The organism is Cellvibrio sp., from assembly GCF_053579595.1.
The window spans coordinates 1-17,189 of the sequence record NZ_JBRFPI010000007.1 but is presented as its reverse complement, the minus strand read 5'-3'; the positions used below and the strand labels follow the sequence as shown (position 1 = coordinate 17,189).

Annotated in this window: 14 protein-coding genes; 3 read left to right on the top strand and 11 right to left on the bottom strand. The window is 48.5% G+C overall.

Annotation, left to right across the window (positions count from 1 at the left end):
• Nucleotides 1–1,441 (bottom strand): NAD+ synthase (locus ACWA6V_RS01070; RefSeq protein ID WP_449520773.1); only part of this gene is annotated, 1,441 nt, incomplete at its 3' end.
• A gap of 249 nt (nt 1,442–1,690) precedes the next feature.
• Here ACWA6V_RS01070 and ACWA6V_RS01065 point away from each other — a divergent pair.
• Nucleotides 1,691–3,355, top strand: coding sequence for a sensor histidine kinase (locus tag ACWA6V_RS01065; RefSeq protein WP_449520772.1), 1,665 nt, complete (start codon nt 1,691–1,693; stop codon nt 3,353–3,355).
• A gap of 29 nt (nt 3,356–3,384) precedes the next feature.
• Entirely contained in the window at nt 3,385–4,791 is a 1,407-nt protein-coding gene (locus ACWA6V_RS01060) for a sigma-54-dependent transcriptional regulator (RefSeq protein WP_449520771.1), read from the top strand.
• 61 nt (nt 4,792–4,852) lie between these two features.
• Here ACWA6V_RS01060 and ACWA6V_RS01055 read toward each other — a convergent pair whose 3' ends face one another.
• From ACWA6V_RS01055 to ACWA6V_RS01030, 6 genes are read right to left on the bottom strand one after another with little or no spacing between them, the layout of a single operon-like run.
• Nucleotides 4,853–5,278: a type IV pilin protein gene (locus tag ACWA6V_RS01055; protein WP_449520770.1), complete on the bottom strand. Its 426-nt coding sequence runs from the start codon at nt 5,276–5,278 to the stop codon at nt 4,853–4,855.
• A 14-nt stretch (nt 5,279–5,292) separates the two neighbouring features.
• Nucleotides 5,293–9,606 (bottom strand): pilus assembly protein, encoded by a 4,314-nt coding sequence (locus tag ACWA6V_RS01050; RefSeq protein WP_449520769.1) that lies wholly within the window; start codon nt 9,604–9,606, stop codon nt 5,293–5,295.
• A 13-nt stretch (nt 9,607–9,619) separates the two neighbouring features.
• Nucleotides 9,620–10,201, bottom strand: a complete 582-nt coding sequence (locus ACWA6V_RS01045; protein ID WP_449520768.1) for a pilus assembly PilX family protein — start codon at nt 10,199–10,201, stop codon at nt 9,620–9,622.
• Nucleotides 10,202–10,209: 8 nt separating this feature from the next.
• Complete coding sequence (locus ACWA6V_RS01040; protein ID WP_449520767.1) at nt 10,210–11,253, bottom strand: PilW family protein; 1,044 nt, start codon at nt 11,251–11,253, stop codon at nt 10,210–10,212.
• A gap of 11 nt (nt 11,254–11,264) precedes the next feature.
• A complete protein-coding gene (pilV, locus tag ACWA6V_RS01035; protein WP_310074076.1) occupies nt 11,265–11,741 on the bottom strand; it encodes a type IV pilus modification protein PilV in 477 nt (158 codons plus the stop codon).
• Nucleotides 11,742–11,774: 33 nt separating this feature from the next.
• The gene (locus ACWA6V_RS01030; protein WP_449520766.1) at nt 11,775–12,317 is read right to left on the bottom strand and encodes a GspH/FimT family pseudopilin; all 543 of its coding nucleotides are present in this window, start codon (nt 12,315–12,317) and stop codon (nt 11,775–11,777) included.
• Nucleotides 12,318–12,550: 233 nt separating this feature from the next.
• Between ACWA6V_RS01030 and ACWA6V_RS01025 the strand changes: the two genes are divergently transcribed.
• On the top strand, nt 12,551–13,078 hold the full coding sequence (locus ACWA6V_RS01025) for a GspH/FimT family pseudopilin (RefSeq protein WP_449520765.1): 528 nt from the start codon (nt 12,551–12,553) through the stop codon (nt 13,076–13,078).
• Between the two features lie 25 nt (nt 13,079–13,103).
• Here the strand turns inward: ACWA6V_RS01025 and ispH are convergent, their stop codons facing one another.
• The 4 genes from ispH to ileS form a co-directional block, all read right to left on the bottom strand.
• Nucleotides 13,104–14,042 carry a 4-hydroxy-3-methylbut-2-enyl diphosphate reductase gene (gene ispH, locus ACWA6V_RS01020; RefSeq protein ID WP_449520764.1) on the bottom strand — a complete coding sequence of 313 codons (939 nt, stop codon included), beginning with the start codon at nt 14,040–14,042 and terminating at the stop codon, nt 13,104–13,106.
• A gap of 2 nt (nt 14,043–14,044) precedes the next feature.
• Nucleotides 14,045–14,494, bottom strand: a complete 450-nt coding sequence (locus tag ACWA6V_RS01015; protein ID WP_310074081.1) for an FKBP-type peptidyl-prolyl cis-trans isomerase — start codon at nt 14,492–14,494, stop codon at nt 14,045–14,047.
• Nucleotides 14,487–14,996 (bottom strand): signal peptidase II, encoded by a 510-nt coding sequence (lspA, locus tag ACWA6V_RS01010; protein WP_449520763.1) that lies wholly within the window; start codon nt 14,994–14,996, stop codon nt 14,487–14,489. Before lspA ends, ACWA6V_RS01015 begins: the two co-directional genes overlap by 8 nt.
• 126 nt (nt 14,997–15,122) lie before the next feature.
• Nucleotides 15,123–17,189, bottom strand: a 2,067-nt coding sequence (gene ileS / locus ACWA6V_RS01005) for an isoleucine--tRNA ligase (protein ID WP_449520762.1), incomplete at its 5' end; no start/stop codon positions are given.

The following is a 17,189-nucleotide window of genomic DNA, read 5'->3' as shown; positions in this document are numbered from 1 at the left end:
GTTCTACATACAACTCAAGGATGCGGTCGAGGATGTCGTAGGGTGGCAGACTGCCTCCATCCTTCTGATCCGGTGCCAGTTCGGCCGATGGTGGACGGGTAATCACGGTTTCAGGAATCACTTCACCGAGGGTATTACGGTAGCGCGACAGGGCAAACACCAGGGTTTTGGGCACATCTTTGAGCGCATCAAAACCGCCGGCCATATCGCCGTAGAGTGTGGAGTAACCTACCGCCATTTCACTTTTGTTGCCGGTAGTCAGCACCAGATAGCCTTTTTTGTTGGAGATCGCCATCAGCAATACCCCGCGGCAGCGCGCCTGCAGGTTTTCTTCGGTGGTATCGCGCTTTGTGCCAGCGAATTCATCGCTGAGGGCAGACATAAAGGCTTCGTACATGGGCTCAATACTGATAGAACTGTAGCGCACACCCAAGCGCGCCGCTTCGTCGGCCGCATCGTTTTTACTTAAATCGGAGGTATAGCGAAAAGGCATCATCACCGCTTCGACGCGCTCGGCACCCAGTGCATCCACGGCCATAGCAAGTGTCAGGGCGGAATCAATCCCGCCGGACAACCCCAGCACCACGCCCTTGAAGCGGTTTTTGTTGACGTAATCGCGCATGCCCAGCACCAGCGACTGATACACCGCCGCGATGTTGTCGGGAATAGTTTCCAAGAGCTGCGATGGCACACTGACTTGTTGTTGATCCCACATCAAAGCTACAGAATATTGCCCCTCAACAAACGAAGGCGCGCGGAATCGGGTCGCTCCTTGGGCATCAATCACCACCGAACCGCCATCAAACACCAGTTCGTCCTGCCCGCCCACCAGATTGGTGTAGACGACCGGCATTTGCCCTTCGCGCGCGCGCTGGGCAATCACCGCTTCGCGCTCCTGCTGCTTGCCCTGGTGATAAGGTGAGGCGTTGAGATTGAGCATTAATTTGGCACCTGCGGCAGAGGCCTGAGCCATAGGTTCCGGAAACCAAATATCCTCGCAGACACTTAAAGCCGTAGGGATACCCTTGAAATCGAATACACAGGGGCTACTGCCAGCTGCGAAATAGCGTTTCTCATCAAACACCTGATAATTGGGCAAGCACTGTTTGGCATATTCAGCAACCAACCTCCCGTCGGCAATGACCCCCGCCATGTTATACAAGCGCCCATCGCGCGTGCGGGGATAGCCAATCACTAGCGCAACTGGCAAGTCTGCGGCAATCAACTCCTGCAGCGCCCGCTCGATGCGCACAGCCAAACTCGGGCGCAGCAATAAGTCTTCCGGCGGGTAGCCCGTCAGCGTCAGCTCCGGGAATACAAGCGCATCCACCTGCCCCTGCGCCAACGCCGTCCGTGCAACCGCAAGTACCTTGGCAGTATTGCCGGGAATATCCCCTACGAGGGTATTAATTTGGGCGAGAATCAACTGTAACTGCGGCATAAAATTCAAGGGATAAGAGAGTGGAAACAGCATCGCTGAAAATAAGTCTGGATTCGCATAGAGGAAAGCAGCACAAGCGGTGGGAAACTGGCAAAATTAGCCCACACAATTAGCCTATGCACAACCAAACACCTAAAAAGGATTATAGGCTCCAGGCGACTCAAACACAGGCGCGCATTGTCCGCGAAATAACCTTTTAAAGCCAAGCGGATTTTGCCCGGTTATCCCAAAAGGACCCAGCAGAAGATCATGACCTCCAATTTGCTCAACCACCCACACAGTTATAATCCCTACGATTTACTGCGCATCTACACTTACTACCGCACGCTGCTCGGCAGCGTATTGCTGTTGATGTTCCAACTAGAGTTCGCGCCTAAAATCCTGGGCAATGACAATCCGAATCTGTTTTTGTATACCTCGGTTGTCTACACTGCTATCAACTTTATGACCCTGATCGTTATGTGGCGATTAAAGTATTCACCATCGCAGCACAAACTATTTGGCTCGCTGTTAATCGATGTAATTGCAATTGGCCTGTTGATGCACACCAGTGGTGGGGCAGTCAGCGGATTGGGGTATCTGCTGCTGATAGCGATTGCCGCCGGTGGAATTATGCTGCGCGAGCGGGTTTCATTTTTTCTTGCGGCTATCACCACTATTGTTGTTATCGGAGAAGGCGCATTTCGCTTTTTGATTCTCACTCAAGACAATAAGTCACTCTTCGCATCAGGCACGCTCAGTGCCCTCGCATTTCTCACTGCACTTTTGTTTCAATATCTCACAAAAAAAATACGTCTTTCTTATGCGGAAGCGGAGACCCAGGCAGCACAAGCAGCGCATCTGCAAAAACTTGCTCAGCTTATTGTGGAACGGATGCGCACCGGAATATTAGTGCTCAATAAAAACCTGGAGATAGAACTGTACAATCAGGCAGCACTGAAATTGCTCGGTGCCACGAATGACCCCACTGAAAAATTACGTCTGGACCGATTTCCCGATCTGTATAAAAAACATCAATCCTGGCAGCGCAATGCAAACGATCATTCGCCCTATCTAAAAATTGACGGTGACACAATTACAGAGGCTAAAGTCAACTTCGCTCACCTGGAGCCGGGCAATACATCAAACGTATTAATTTTTCTGGAAGATGTGCGCTCATTAAACCAACAAGCACAGCAATTAAAACTGGCGTCACTGGGACGCTTAACAGCGAGTATCGCCCATGAGATTCGCAACCCCCTCGGCGCCATCAGCCACGCCAGCCAACTACTAGGTGAATCCGATGCGCTGCCGGCCAGCGATCATCGACTACTGGATATTATTAACAATCACAGCAAACGCGTTAATCAAATCATTGAAAATATTTTGCAGTTATCGCGGCGACGCGGCGCCAAGCCAGCACAAATTAATTTACAGCAATGGATTCCTGCATTTGTGGCCGACTACAAAGCCAGCAAAAGCAACGGCTATCAATTGAACATTCAAGTGAAAGAAAAAAATATCGGGGATTTGCACAGTGAATTTGACTATGACGATGCAAGCTCAATCACTCATCTGGATGCCAAATTTGATACCAGCCAATTACAGCAAGTACTCACCAATCTGTTCGAAAATGGCATACGCTATGGCATCAGCCAAACAGGACGCCCCGATTTACGCATCGAGATTGGCTTGGACACCAATCAACAACAACCTTACATTCGCGTGATCGATTACGGCGCAGGTATTAGCGACGACAATAGCAAACACTTATTTGAACCCTTCTTCACCACCGAAAATACCGGTTCAGGATTGGGGTTATACATTTGCAAAGAGTTGTGTGAAGCCAATCAGGCGATTATTTCCTACAAACGCACTGACAAGGGCGAGAGCTGTTTTCATCTACAACTAGCGCACCCAGAAAAATCATCTTAGTAAAAAGTTCACGAAATTCAGGAACAACTATGACCCAAAAGCGCGCTTTAATTATTGATGATGAACCCGATATCCGCGAATTGCTGGAAATTACGTTGGGTCGCATGCACATTCATACCGATTCAGCGGATTCAGTTGCTGGCGCAAAGCAGTTATTGATGCGCAACCACTATGATTTATGTTTAACCGATATGCGTCTGCCTGATGGCAAAGGTTTGGAGCTGGTGGAATTAATTCAACAGCAATACCCGCATTTGCCCGTCGCCGTAATCACAGCTCACGGCAGTATCGATACCGCCATTGAGTCCATGAAGGCAGGTGCATTCGATTTTATTTCCAAACCGGTAGATTTGCCGACGCTGCGCCGGTTGGTCAACACTGCCATTGAATCCAGCCAGCTCACGCCGCAACCGCTGGCAAAAGTCACACCCATCATCGGTGAGTCAAAAGCTATCCAGGATTTGATTCGCAGCATTGAAAAACTCGCGCGCTCACAAGCTCCCGTTTATATCAGCGGCGAATCAGGATCCGGAAAAGAGTTGGTTGCACACTCCATTCACGATTTGGGACCCCGTGCTAACAAACCGTTTATCGCCGTTAACTGCGGCGCGATTCCACGTGAGTTAATGGAAAGTGAATTTTTTGGGCACAAAAAGGGAAGTTTTACTGGCGCACACCAAGACAAGATCGGTTTGTCCCAGGCAGCAGAAGGCGGTACCTTATTTTTTGATGAGGTCGCTGATTTACCCTTGGATATGCAAGTGAAATTGCTCCGCGCCATTCAGGAAAAATTTGTCCGCCCGGTGGGCGCCGCCGATGAAATCGCCACCGATGTGCGCATCCTCTGCGCAACACATAAAAATCTGGAAGTAGAAGTGCAAGAGGGTCGCTTCCGCCAAGACTTATTTTATCGCCTGAATGTAATTCAACTTGCCGTCGCCCCACTGCGCGAAAGGCGTGAGGATATAGCCCTGCTGACACAACATCTGCTGCACAAACTCGCTACGGATATTGGTCATGCTGCACCTACACTTTCAGCAGATGCGCAGCGCCTGCTGGAAAGCTATCACTTTCCCGGCAACGTACGCGAACTGGAAAATATTCTGGAGCGAGCCTTCACGCTCTGCGACAGCAATCTAATCGACGCCCAGGATTTACAACTGCGAGGACACGATCAGCCGCTCGACAATAACATCGACAAAACCTATTCAACAACCAAGCCATCGACACGCACTAATAACGGCTCAGTAGATTACCCGGCACGCTGCGCAGAATATTCGTCACTGGATGAATACTTACAAGATGTTGAAAAAGAAATTCTTTGCCATGCACTGGAACATGCCAAATGGAATAAAACCTTGGCAGCAAAACATTTGGGAATTAGCTTTAGGTCGCTGCGTTATAGATTACAGAAATTGGGATTGGATGATGAGTAAACGTTAAAAATCGCAGATAAAAAAATAGCCTCACAATGAGGCTATTTTTCAAAACAAAGGGCTACCAACACGCATCTGGCAATTGCACACCCGTATGTCGTAGCCTCATCTCATTACAACCATCCCTTAAATCTTTCGTCTGCGGCGCCTTAATAGCGGTAGCCAACAGCTCAAAAGAGGTGGCAGCGACACCGCCAGCAACCGGTGCAATAGTAATGCGATAGTAACCCGCACCACGTGACACAATGTTATTAGCATCAGTTAAATCAGCATACACCGGACAGTTAGCGGCATTATCAAACCTGGCAAAGGAAGAATAACAGCGCTGCAGGCGCTGGGAAATATCCATGAGTTCCACCTTTGCCTCGGCGCGGTTGCTTTTACGCACCGACTCCATGTAGGAGGGGTAGGCAATCGCCGCGATAATGCCGACAACTGCAACAACGATCATTAACTCAATTAAAGTAAAACCATTTGTTCGTTTCATTGTTTTTCCCACACCTATTGTACTTGACGCCAGGATTGACGCCCTTCTGTACCTGCGTCATATTCCGCTTCAATATTGAGTAAAGTAGCATCAGTGCCGCTTCCTATAATTGCACCTTTACCAGCCTCTCCCAATTGCCCAAAACCAACATCACCCAAGACTAAAAATTCATTTAATACACTATTAATAGGTGGCGGATTACCATTGGATCTATCACCCACTGCCTTCACTGCCATCAGCCAGCTGCGACCGCCATATTCACACGCCAATCCAGAAGGAATTAAGGTTGGGAAAATCAACCAATCCTGCAACAACAATGATTTAGTCGTCACTCGCTCGCCCGGTGTATCACCAAAATCCAAATACCATCCATTATTAATAGCCCAGTCAGGTGACTGTGCAGGCACAGCAACATCTTGCTTCACCTTGCGGCTATTAGGTATGTAGGTCGTATCCAATTCTTTCTTGAATAAACTGGTGCGAGCAACCGTTCTGCCCACATCGGCTATCGCATAAAAGCTGTGTACAGGAGTCGCCGCCGCGGTGTTATCGCCTGTATCGAAGTATTTGCCTGTGCCGAAATACACCATCACATTGTCATTCTTGAGCGCATTTAACCCCAGTGTTGGCGCCGCAGAAATAGGCTGAGCATTGCCACCCGCACCATTTTTATCTGTCGCAGCAAACAACAAGTAATCTTTTTTCCAATCACTGGCGCTGGTGCCAAACAAGTTAAAGCGCCACAAATTACCACTAAGATCTCCGGCGTAGGCTACCTCAACCTGACCAATAACATTTGGCAACAGCGCTGGAGCAGACAGACCTGTGCCAACACCCGCATCCAGTATCTTGGTGTAACTGGGATTCTTGGGAGCCTCTATATCAACCACAAATAAACTTGAGGTGCTGCCACTGCTGCTACCATTGCCAAATACCACCGCCCAGCGATCATTTTTCATGGGAACAATTAATGGTTTACCCATAACATAACCTAGCTTCGGGTAATCCACAGCACTGAGCTCCCAAAGCACTTTAGGTGTGGGGTCTGTAACATCCAACGCGTATACACCGCGCCCACCAGCACCCAAGGTTCCCACGATGATGGTGCGCCAGCTGCCATTAATGAACACATCGCCCACGGTGATGGGGCCATCCACAATGAACTGATGCGGATTTGTCTTGGATCCATAATCAGCCTGGGCTGTCAATGCTAACTTTGGAAAGGCAATGCCGGGGATATAGGCGAAAAGCTCCACAAACGTTTTAGTTTTAGCTTTATCTGCAGGCGTCTCAAAGGCATGCACAGCACCATCATTCGACCCAACAAAAACGCGCGGTTTTTTTGCTTTTTTCAGTTTAACGAAGTCACTGTAACTGCTTCCACCAACGGGCAAACGGTTGTAACGAAAGTCCTGAGCGCCTACATAAGCCGGGCTTGAATTGACAATATCCCCTAATATTACTCTTTTGGTCCCAGTACCACGCTTACGTAATTTATCAAGGTCTGTCTCGTAGGTCGCATTTCCCAACAGCCAATCCGCACGTTTTTCTGCTTGCGTGTAGCCCGTATCACCCGTTAATACCAGCAGATCTTTCTGTGGTTTGGTTAATGAAGCCCAATTAAATGTACCCAAATTGCCGGCATCATTGATGGTATAGACGGTTCTACCGCTGCCGCTTTTGGGCATACTGTTAGCATCTTCCGTAGTACCCACTGGTGCCGCAGGCAGGTTACCCTCCTCATCAAACTCAAATACATTTAACTCACCAGTCCAGTTCTCGCTATTAAATTGCGCCTGGAATACATAAGAACCTTCTGATAAGCGAGTCGAGTTTGTTGCTACCGCAGATGCAGAACCTGTAGCTTTAGCAACATCCCTAAAGGCATCCTCTAATGATTTTTCAAGCTGACGTGGGTCAGTAGCATAATAGTAACTTTCTGGCTTGGCAGTTTTTATAGCTGCAAGCAAATCAGCATCTGTATAGCCTGCACCTTTTGCTTCTTTTACTGCAGCAACGAATGCATCGCTATACCCACCCCACTTTGCGGCGTAATAGAGTGGCGATTCCAGCAGCGAGCCACCATCACTACCGACATCATATGTTTTCAAGTTTTCCGCATTGCCACTGGTGCAGTTGGAACATTCATAGGCGCTGTAACTATTGATACCGCTGTGCACATGAAAGCCATCATTAGTAGTGCCACTAATCACATAACCAAAACCCATCACATTGGGCGTAGACTGGGCAACCACATCAGTGGTCACACTCACTTTTGATGCCGTTACTGCGTATTTAATAACACCCCACATATCCTGATCGTAGTCTCCACCCTGCTCACTGTCCTCCCAGTTCACATACAAGGTACCGCTAGTCTTATCGGTAGACTGCGAAAGAATTTTAAAATCAACAATGGCGCAATTAGACTCTGGCGAGATGGATTTATTGCGGCAGGCGGGCAGGATGGTTACCTTTTTACCTGAACCATTAGGCACATCAATAGTGATTTTAGGAAGCGCGGGCGACAGCGCAACCCCGTAAGTTCTTACACTCTGTGTACCTTTTACTGCAGTGGGAATAAGGTCATTAGTTCTGGCGTAGTGGGCCAAACCAGCAATTTGATAACTACCCTGAAGCCTTGGTGCATCCGGGCAGGTTCCTCTTACCGCCGACAAGCTGGTAATGGGCTTTTTGGTGCACAACTCATCGGCGTTGGTGCCATTGCTACCTATAAAAAAATTGCCCGTTAAATTTTCATGGCTGGCATCGGCAATTTTGTTTGTCCAATCATTTACCGTAACGCCAATATCTGCTGCAGCTCCCAAGTTATCTCCATCATAAGATGTTGTGGATGCATTGAACTGCAATACGTTTAAGGGGGCGCAGAAATTTGCAGATGTTACAGGTGCAGGCGTCCAGGACGCTTCTGTCAGCCCGGCGATACGGGATGCGTCATTTTTGGCAGTATTGGTTTCAATATAATCTGCGTTAGCACTCTTCCCCGCCAAGTATCTCAGGGACTCCAGAAATATTTCCGCTTGGGGGTTACCCCAGTTAGTACAGTCACCGTTGGAGAAAGAGCCTAAACCCCAGCTGCAGTTATCGCTACCTGTTGCACCAAAATAGGTGCCGTCTGAATAACGATATCCATATGGACGCAATGAATTCAGGGTTTTGATAGCACCATCAGCATTGGTAAACGTACCATTGGTAGTCGCATTGATTTCAGCACTCATATTGCCGATGGCTTTTCTCAAAATGCCACCTGACTTATTTTTACTGTAAGAGCCGGTTAACAGACCGAAGTTAATCTTGGCAACTGAAGATCCATCGCGAATCTCACCGTATTTTTGTAACAGGCCTTGCGGTTTTTTATTCCCGCTAGGGTAAAGGTAGCAATTTGTTTCTTCCAAGCCTGACTTGCACACTTCAACGCGCGCATAAAATTCTCCGCTCGCTGAACCGGAGCCCAACTTATTGCCATTAACCGGGGTATCCGTATAGGAAAAAACACCGGTAACCGAAGAATTATTGCCATTGGCTGCTGATACCTCGCTATTCCACCGACATTGCCAGCGCTCATTACTTGCCCAAAACGTATAATTCCCTTTTGCAACTCTCAACAGAGGAGCATTGGTGACGTTTTGTGAAAGCGCAGATCCACCCGGCGTAGTATTACAAATAGTAATACCTGTCTCTTTGACGCCAGTTAAGCCAACAGGAACTGTAGCTGTATCACTAAACGGCGTTAATTTGCCTAAATCAGTGCCATTGTAAAATTTGGCAAACGAATGCGCATCATGAGGTAAAAATGCACGCTCAAGAACCGTCACTGTGGCGCTGTCGGTAGAGCGCAAACCGCCGTACAGAATTTTACGAATGGAATCGACACGGGTCATGCTCGACCAGTTTAAAAAATTGCCGCTCCACTCGCTGCTGCCACCGGTATAATTACAGTACCCGTTATTATCCACTAAACGGCTGGGTACGAACCTGTTGCTAGTAGTGTTGTAGGTGTAGCACTTTTCACTATCAAAATAACCGTAGTAGTCGTAGCTATTTTTGTAGGTGGTATCCTCGCCACCGCCATCAAGATCAGAATAATCATCATATATTTTGTAATATAGTTGATGATCTTTTGACATATTGAGCATCATAATCGGCACAACAGGGTTCGACAAAAACAGTGGGTCCTGCGATGGCGCCGCATGAGCTGAATGCGCAATCGCTATACTCAAAACTCCCACCAACAAACTAATATTGATTTTGCGCAACGGGAGATACCCGGCAATATCGCAACATTTGGCAACATAGTGTTGAATTGACATAGCTTAATCTCCGTTACTTAAAACGACGTTTGTAGGCTGACTGTAAGACCACTCTGGTATCTTGACTTAACCCAACTCCTTTTGCGGTCACGCGATAAGGAACGGCATCTCCTGTAGTCATCATGCCAGCAACATCGATTGCACTACCCTCTGCTGCTGCACTTGCCCCCATATCTACTTGCAATTCTTCTATTAGATAACTCGGTTTACTCGCAACCTCTTCAATTGCCAATAGGGATTCTTTGGCAGAAAGCTTCCAGGCCGCATCGGCCATGTAGAGCACTGAATTTTGCGGATTAATACTTAAATCCTGACAAAGTCCTGACTCCTGGACACACTCAAAAGGGTCCAACGTTTTATTGTTCGGCCCCACTATACTCTCACCTTCACGTAACGCTGACTCTGTTGCCTGGAAAGCAATATTGCGGTCACGCATATTGCCCGCCATATTTTCTTGCAATCCTGTTCCGCGGATAGCGGACAAACTAACTATGGTAATTAACAACACCATAACCAACCCAACAATCAAGACCACCCCCGCCTGCTTAACCGGCATAGGAGAATAGTTGTGATAAAACCGTTTGCTTCTCATCATTGACGCCCTTATTGAATGCGACTGCGAATACCGACAGTAGTGCTGAACACTTGCCGAAGGTAACGATCACTCGCGCCGTTGATATTGGGTGGATTCACAATGGCCCCAGCAAAGGTGTAGGGCTGGGTTGCATCGACCACATTATTTTCAATACTCCGTACTACTAATTCGACCCGAATTGAAGTGACCAGCGCCCACTCAGCAGCTGCAAGCACCTCTGCCAACCGATACACCTCTGGGTTGGCGGATGTGGCGTAGGTAATTCGCATGTGCTCAACCCCCTCTAACAATTCCAATGCTGTATCGTCATTAGTTTTCTGCCAAAGACTTGGCGTACCGGTAGGTCCTTCCGCCAGAAAATACACCACCGAATTCATTGCCGACACTTCGCCTGTATTAAAATTTTGGGTGGGAGTAATGCCGCCACCCCAGTTGTCGTTGTGCCTGAGGTGAAAGACATTTGCGCCCACAGCCAAGGGGATTTCTGCAAGACGAAACACGCGCGCTTTAAAGCAATCGCTCACCACCACCGCAGAGCCCAAGCACATACCAGCAATGCAACCCTGTCCATTTACTGGCTCGGGACTGTAGGCATATATCCCACTGGAATCATTCGGGTTAGATACGGGCAGCCCAACTTCATTCGCTGTGCGCAACACCAGCACATTGGCGGTTTTACCCACTAACGGCTTTAACCCTGCACCTAAATCACTAACACCACCGGGAAGTGATTCCACGCTGGTATAGCCCCGCACGCCCTCAGCAAAATTTCCGTGCAAGTCTTCAATCACCAAAGCGCCATTTTGCAGCCCTGCTCCTGGCACGCCTGCTTGCGGACGATAACAGCCATAATACGCAGCCATGCGGATATCACGCGCTAAAAAATCTACAGCCAATCGCCCGGTTTCCTGAATGCGCGACATGGCTTGCTGAGTACTGAATACCGTTTTGCTTGATAAAAAAACTTGCACCACTCCGGTCATTAGTACCAACCCAAGAGCAATAGCAATCATTAATTCAACCAGAGATAAACCTGCCTGCCGCAAACGCATAAAAGTAATCCTCAAAACCGAGCACTGTAGGTAAATGTAGTTTTGTTTTCTGCCACATTTCCTGTGCTATTTAGTTCATCCCACTCGATAGTTAACTGGCATACTCGGGTTGCCGCATCACAAGCAATACCGCCGCTGCCGTTTGGCAGCTCGGCAGAAATATTGCGCCTCCACGCATGCAAATCAGCAGCTGCAAGGGGTGTCAATACAGGAGCAGCATCCTCAGGTACATGAAGCAGTGCCGAGTTGTAAGAGGCCAATGCATTTACGTTAATACGCATACGGTCCAACATATCGTATGCAAATATATTTGCCTGGGAACGAAAGTATGCCCCTTGATTAAACTGCAATGAGCGCGTTTGCATAGCGCCTAACGCCAACAATGATGTAGATAAAATCAACAGTGTCACCAAGACCTCAATCAAGCCCACTCCCGCCTGCTGGCCAGCAAAAAAATGCCGCGCTTTTCTAGCTAAAGACACACCCATAAAAAATATCTCCCCTCATGAGGCGCTACCCGGCTAGTAAGCCGTACAAGCAGCACTGTTTACCGATACCAAACCCGACAAACCTATATTAATTTGGCGTGCCGCCTTACCTGTGCATTTTTTTAATTCTGCAGCAATCACCAAGGGCTTTTCGTTTACACGCGCAAGCGTACCCAAACTGGTGTAGCGGATAAAATTCACATCAATAGCATCACTCCGCACAGTGATGAGAGCATTCACATTCTGCTTTTCCCATACCCGCAAAACCAATCCAACAACAGGAGGCGTTGCAGTATCGTTTGCTGCAGTATCGACAAAAGCCATAAACCCATCAGTCCATACGCCGTCACAAGCCGTACCATTTCTGCTTGCACATAAGCTAACTCGTCCCGCTCGTTTAACCGCTTCTGAACGGGTGTAATTCACCGCTGAAGCAAAATCTTCACCTAATGCAATTGAACGATTATTTAGTATTTGAGTTTGAAAACTAGGCACAGCAATGGATAGCCCTATGGCGACAATCGCCACTGTCACCATCAACTCAACCAGCGTAAAACCCTTGTTTCGATAAACCATATAGCCCTCTCTCCCACCCTGATCTACAGACAACAAAGATCAGCATTATCAATCACACAACGAATAGACGCCGCTGTTTTACCAATTTATACTAAGTGAGCCTACCACGCGTGCACGGCGGAGTTGTATGTAGTGCGACATGTGGCAAAGTCGACTGAATGAACGGCGGTGTGTGACGCGCAAAACTACGCAATATTATTTGGATTTTAAGATAACGACAAAGGAATGCGGTTATGAAACCCCAAGGATTTACCCTTCTGGAGCTACTTGTCACCCTCACCATCCTCAGCATCATTCTCTCTTTAGGTATTCCCAGCTTCAACAAGCAAATCAGTGACTCGCGCACCAAAACGGCGGCACTTGCACTGCTAGACGCGATAGAAACCACACGTGCGACCGCTGTGTTCCGCAACCAACACGTACTACTGCAATCGACTAACAAAAAATGGCACCAAGGCTGGACCCTCTTTGTGGACAAGAATAACAACGGCATACTCGACAATAACGATGAAACCCTCAGCGTTAATAATGGGCTAGATGACGTTATCACACACGCCAAGGCACCGATGAATGGCTATGTTGCGTTTGTCGGGACAGGTGAAGGGCGACAACTGGGTACAGGCGGTACTGGTGGTTTCCTCGCAGGCACTATCAAAATTTGCCCGCAAGTGGAGGGAGATGGCTACAGCTTGATACTATCAAGAGGAGGGAGAACAAGAGTGGGGAAGCTCACCGACGTGGATTGTGACGCTATCCGCTAACATCTGAAAGTTAACTGCAAATCGCTTAGATCCGCAGTGCTTTGGGGAGAGAAAAACTAATATTTTCCGGAGTGCCATCCATCTCAATTGGCGCTTGAGCGCCACAGGCTTTGAGTTTATCAATAACCTGTTTTACCAAGACTTCAGGAGCGGACGCACCAGCAGTGATGCCTATGCTGGTGCGATTTTTAATCCACTCAGGATTAATATCATCAGGACCATCTATTAAATAGGCTTCAGTGCCGCAGCGTTCGGCGAGCTCACGCAACCGATTGGAATTCGATGAGTTAGGCGAGCCAACCACAAGAACTAAATCACACTCAAGTGCGAGTTGACGCACAGCGTCCTGTCGATTAGTGGTTGCGTAACAAATATCATCGCGGCGCGGCCCCTGAATTTTGGGAAATTTATTACGCAGAGCTTCGATAACTTTGGCAGTGTCATCCATAGACAAAGTAGTTTGGGTTACATATGCAAGGTTTTCATGGTCATGCACAATTAGCGCATCAACATCCGCTTCATCTTCCACCAGATAAATTGCGCCGCCGTTGCTGGTATTGTATTGCCCCATGGTGCCTTCAACTTCCGGGTGGCCTTCATGGCCAATCAAAATACATTCGCGCCCTTCGCGGCTGTAGCGAGTCACCTCGATATGCACTTTGGTTACCAGTGGACAAGTCGCGTCAAAAATTTGCAAACCGCGCTCTTCCGCTTCTTTGCGCACTGCTTGCGACACACCGTGCGCACTGAAAATCAAAATAACATCGTCGGGAACCTGCTCCACTTCATCGACAAATATCGCACCGCGCTCGCGCAGTGAATCCACCACAAATTTGTTATGCACCACTTCGTGACGCACATAAATCGGCGCGCCGAAAACATCGAGCGCGCGATTGACGATATCAATCGCGCGATCAACGCCGGCACAAAAACCACGGGGATTAGCGAGCTTGATTTGGGTCATGATCAGTGCACCTGGACCGGTTCGATTTTGATAATAGCGACTTCAAATAAAATATCGCGCCCAGCGAGTGGATGGTTAAAATCTACCACGACCACCTCATCATCATAGCGCTGCACTACACCGGGCAGTTCGGTTTTTTGTGCGTCGGCAAATGACAACATCAAGCCTTCACTTAATTCCAAATCAGGGCTGAATTGGCTGCGGGCAATTTCCTGAATATTATTGGGGTTGCGCTGGCCAAAACCGTCTTCCGGTTTTATCACCACTGTTTTATGCTCCCCCTCCAACATACCAAACAGCGCCTTTTCAAAGCCGGGCAGCAAGTTGCCGTCGCCCACAGTGAAAGTGGCCGGGGCGCGCTCAAAGTTGGAATCAACCATATCGCCGTTATCTAACTGCAGGGCAAAATGCAGGGTAATTTTAGTACCGGGGCCAATCGCTAATTCACGCATTTGTTTTATTCTCTTTACTGTTTTCTTTACTGAACAACATATCGATGATCAACACCGCAGCACCCAGGGTAATCGCCGAATCAGCGAGATTGAATGCGGGCCAATAATTGTCTTGATAGTGCACCACAATAAAATCCACTACATGACCCAGTAGAATACGATCATAAAGATTACCCAGTGCACCGCCGAGGATAAACGCCAGCGCAAACGCCTCGCGCGGCTTTTGCTGTGCCGTGCGCGCAATCCACACGCTCAGGAGCACGCTGGCGGCGATGGCGATCACCGCAAAAAACCAGCGCTGCCAACCACCCGCTCCCGCAAGAAAACTAAATGCTGCACCGGGATTGTAGGCCAAGGTGAAGTTAAAAAATGATGTGAATACTTTTGTTTCACCGTATTCAAACGCCGCTTCTATGGCATGTTTGCTGGCTTGGTCCAACAGCACAATAATCACCGCCGTTAAATACCAGAACCAAGGCTTTTGATAAATTTTCTCTGCCATTATTTACACTTCACCCTGACTGAATCATTCACAACGCGTAGGGGCGCCGCTTGCTGCGCCCAATAAAACACTCAACACAACATCGAAAAAAACAGGGCGCGGCAAGCAGCGCCCCTACAAAAACCATTATGCGAATTGACGAGTTTCGCCCGCACCATCCACGTTTGTTACGCAGCGCAAGCAAATTGTTGGATGCAATGGATTCGAACCCACATCGGCGCGGTGATGCCAGCAGCGTTCGCATTTTGCATGCTCGGATTTTTTCACTGCCACCTGCAAACCTGCGACATCGGTTGCAACTGCATCTTTCGCTTCGCTGAGTGGACGAATCTCGGCGGTGGATGTGATCAATACAAAACGCAATTCATTCGCAAGTTTGTGCAATTCACTTTGCAATTTTTCATCGCAATACAAAATGACTTCCGCGCCCAGAGAACCACCCACTTCACCGGCAGTGCGCTTTGCTTCCAGCACTTTATTTACGGCATCCTTCACTTGCGCGATCAATTCCCAGTAGCTGTCGGCAAATGAGTCGGTAGGCATTGTTGGCAATTCGTACCACTCAGCAACAAACACATTCGTTTCGCGCTCACCGGCAATTTCTTTCCAGATTTCATCCGCAGTGAAACTTAAAATCGGCGCAATCCAGCGCACCATTGCCTCAATCACATATTGCAATGCGGTTTGAGCCGAGCGGCGTGCGAGTGCATCACCTTTTACGGTGTATTGGCGATCTTTAATAATATCGAGATAAAAACCACCCAATTCGACTACACAGAAGTTATGCAATTTTTGGTAGATCAAATGCAATTGGTAGCTGTCGTAAGCGGCGATAATTTCCTGCTGCAATTGCGCCGTGCGCGCAACAATCCAGCGGTCCAGCTGCAGCATATTTTCAACGGGTACTGCATCAGTCGCCGGATTAAAGCCTGTTAGGTTGGATAAGATAAAACGCGCGGTGTTGCGGATACGACGATAAGAATCGGCAGTGCGTTTCAGGATTTCATCCGACACACTCATCTCGGTGCTAAAATCAGTCGCAGCAACCCACAAGCGCAATACATCCGCGCCCAAATCGTTCATCACTTTTTGCGGCGGGATTACATTTCCAATTGATTTGGACATTTTGCGCCCCTGCGCATCCACCACAAAGCCGTGCGTCAATACAGTTTTATAGGGCGGAACTGCATGCATCGCCATAGAGGTTTTGAGCGATGACTGAAACCAGCCGCGATGTTGGTCTGAGCCTTCCAGATACAAATCCGCTGGGAAGCGCAAACCAGCGCGCTGCGCGAGCACGGCGTAATGAGTCACACCGGAATCAAACCAGACATCCAAAGTGTCGGTGACTTTTTGATATTTATCAGCATCCGCGCCGAGCAATTCTACGGCATCCAATTCGAACCAGGCGTCCATTCCGCCCTGCTCGACTTTTTGTGCAACCGCTTCAATCAAGCGCACTGTTTCCGGATGCAACTCTTGCGTTTCTTTATTTACAAACAACGCAATTGGAACACCCCAGGTGCGCTGACGGGAGATACACCAATCGGGCGAAGTCGCGAGCATCGCATCGATACGCGCCTTGCCCCAGTCCGGCACCCACTCAACCGACTCCACCGCTTGCGCAACCTGATCGCGCAAATTGTTTTTGCTCATGCTCACAAACCACTGCGGTGTTGCACGGAAAATCAGCGGGGTTTTAGTGCGCCAGCAATGGGGGAAGCTGTGCGTAATTTTTGCCTGCGCCAGCAATGCATTTTTTTCGATTAACAAAGCAATAACTTTTTCATCGACTTTATAGACATGATCGCCTGCGAAAATTTCCACATTCGGGCGATAAGTACCGTGATCGTCGATGTAATTCAGCGTGCCGATACCGTATTTCACACCGACATTAAAGTCGTCTGCGCCATGATCCGGCGCAGTGTGAACAAAACCAGTACCTGCATCGGTAGTCACGTGATCACCGAGAATTACCGGAACCTGACGCGCATAGAAAGGATGTTGCAACAACAAGTTTTCCAGTGCAGCACCTTTTAAACGGCCAACGATTTCATGGCTTTCAATTTTTGCGCGCGCAAGCACGCTAGCGATTAAGGTTTCTGCCACCAGCAACCGTTCGTCGCCAATTTGCACCAACGCGTAATCAACCTCCGCATTCGCAGACACAGCTTGGTTTGCAGGCAAGGTCCA

What these genes read in the sequence shown, in the direction of transcription:
- ACWA6V_RS01065 (WP_449520772.1), top strand. Translation starts at nt 1,691, where the DNA reads ATGACCTCCAATTTGCTCAACCACCCACACAGTTATAATCCCTACGAT.
- ACWA6V_RS01060 (WP_449520771.1), top strand. Translation starts at nt 3,385, where the DNA reads ATGACCCAAAAGCGCGCTTTAATTATTGATGATGAACCCGATATCCGC.
- ACWA6V_RS01055 (WP_449520770.1), bottom strand. Translation starts at nt 5,278, where the DNA reads ATGAAACGAACAAATGGTTTTACTTTAATTGAGTTAATGATCGTTGTT.
- ACWA6V_RS01050 (WP_449520769.1), bottom strand. Translation starts at nt 9,606, where the DNA reads ATGTCAATTCAACACTATGTTGCCAAATGTTGCGATATTGCCGGGTAT.
- ACWA6V_RS01045 (WP_449520768.1), bottom strand. Translation starts at nt 10,201, where the DNA reads ATGATGAGAAGCAAACGGTTTTATCACAACTATTCTCCTATGCCGGTT.
- ACWA6V_RS01040 (WP_449520767.1), bottom strand. Translation starts at nt 11,253, where the DNA reads ATGCGTTTGCGGCAGGCAGGTTTATCTCTGGTTGAATTAATGATTGCT.
- pilV (WP_310074076.1), bottom strand. Translation starts at nt 11,741, where the DNA reads ATGGGTGTGTCTTTAGCTAGAAAAGCGCGGCATTTTTTTGCTGGCCAG.
- ACWA6V_RS01030 (WP_449520766.1), bottom strand. Translation starts at nt 12,317, where the DNA reads ATGGTTTATCGAAACAAGGGTTTTACGCTGGTTGAGTTGATGGTGACA.
- ACWA6V_RS01025 (WP_449520765.1), top strand. Translation starts at nt 12,551, where the DNA reads ATGAAACCCCAAGGATTTACCCTTCTGGAGCTACTTGTCACCCTCACC.
- ispH (WP_449520764.1), bottom strand. Translation starts at nt 14,042, where the DNA reads ATGACCCAAATCAAGCTCGCTAATCCCCGTGGTTTTTGTGCCGGCGTT.
- ACWA6V_RS01015 (WP_310074081.1), bottom strand. Translation starts at nt 14,494, where the DNA reads ATGCGTGAATTAGCGATTGGCCCCGGTACTAAAATTACCCTGCATTTT.
- lspA (WP_449520763.1), bottom strand. Translation starts at nt 14,996, where the DNA reads ATGGCAGAGAAAATTTATCAAAAGCCTTGGTTCTGGTATTTAACGGCG.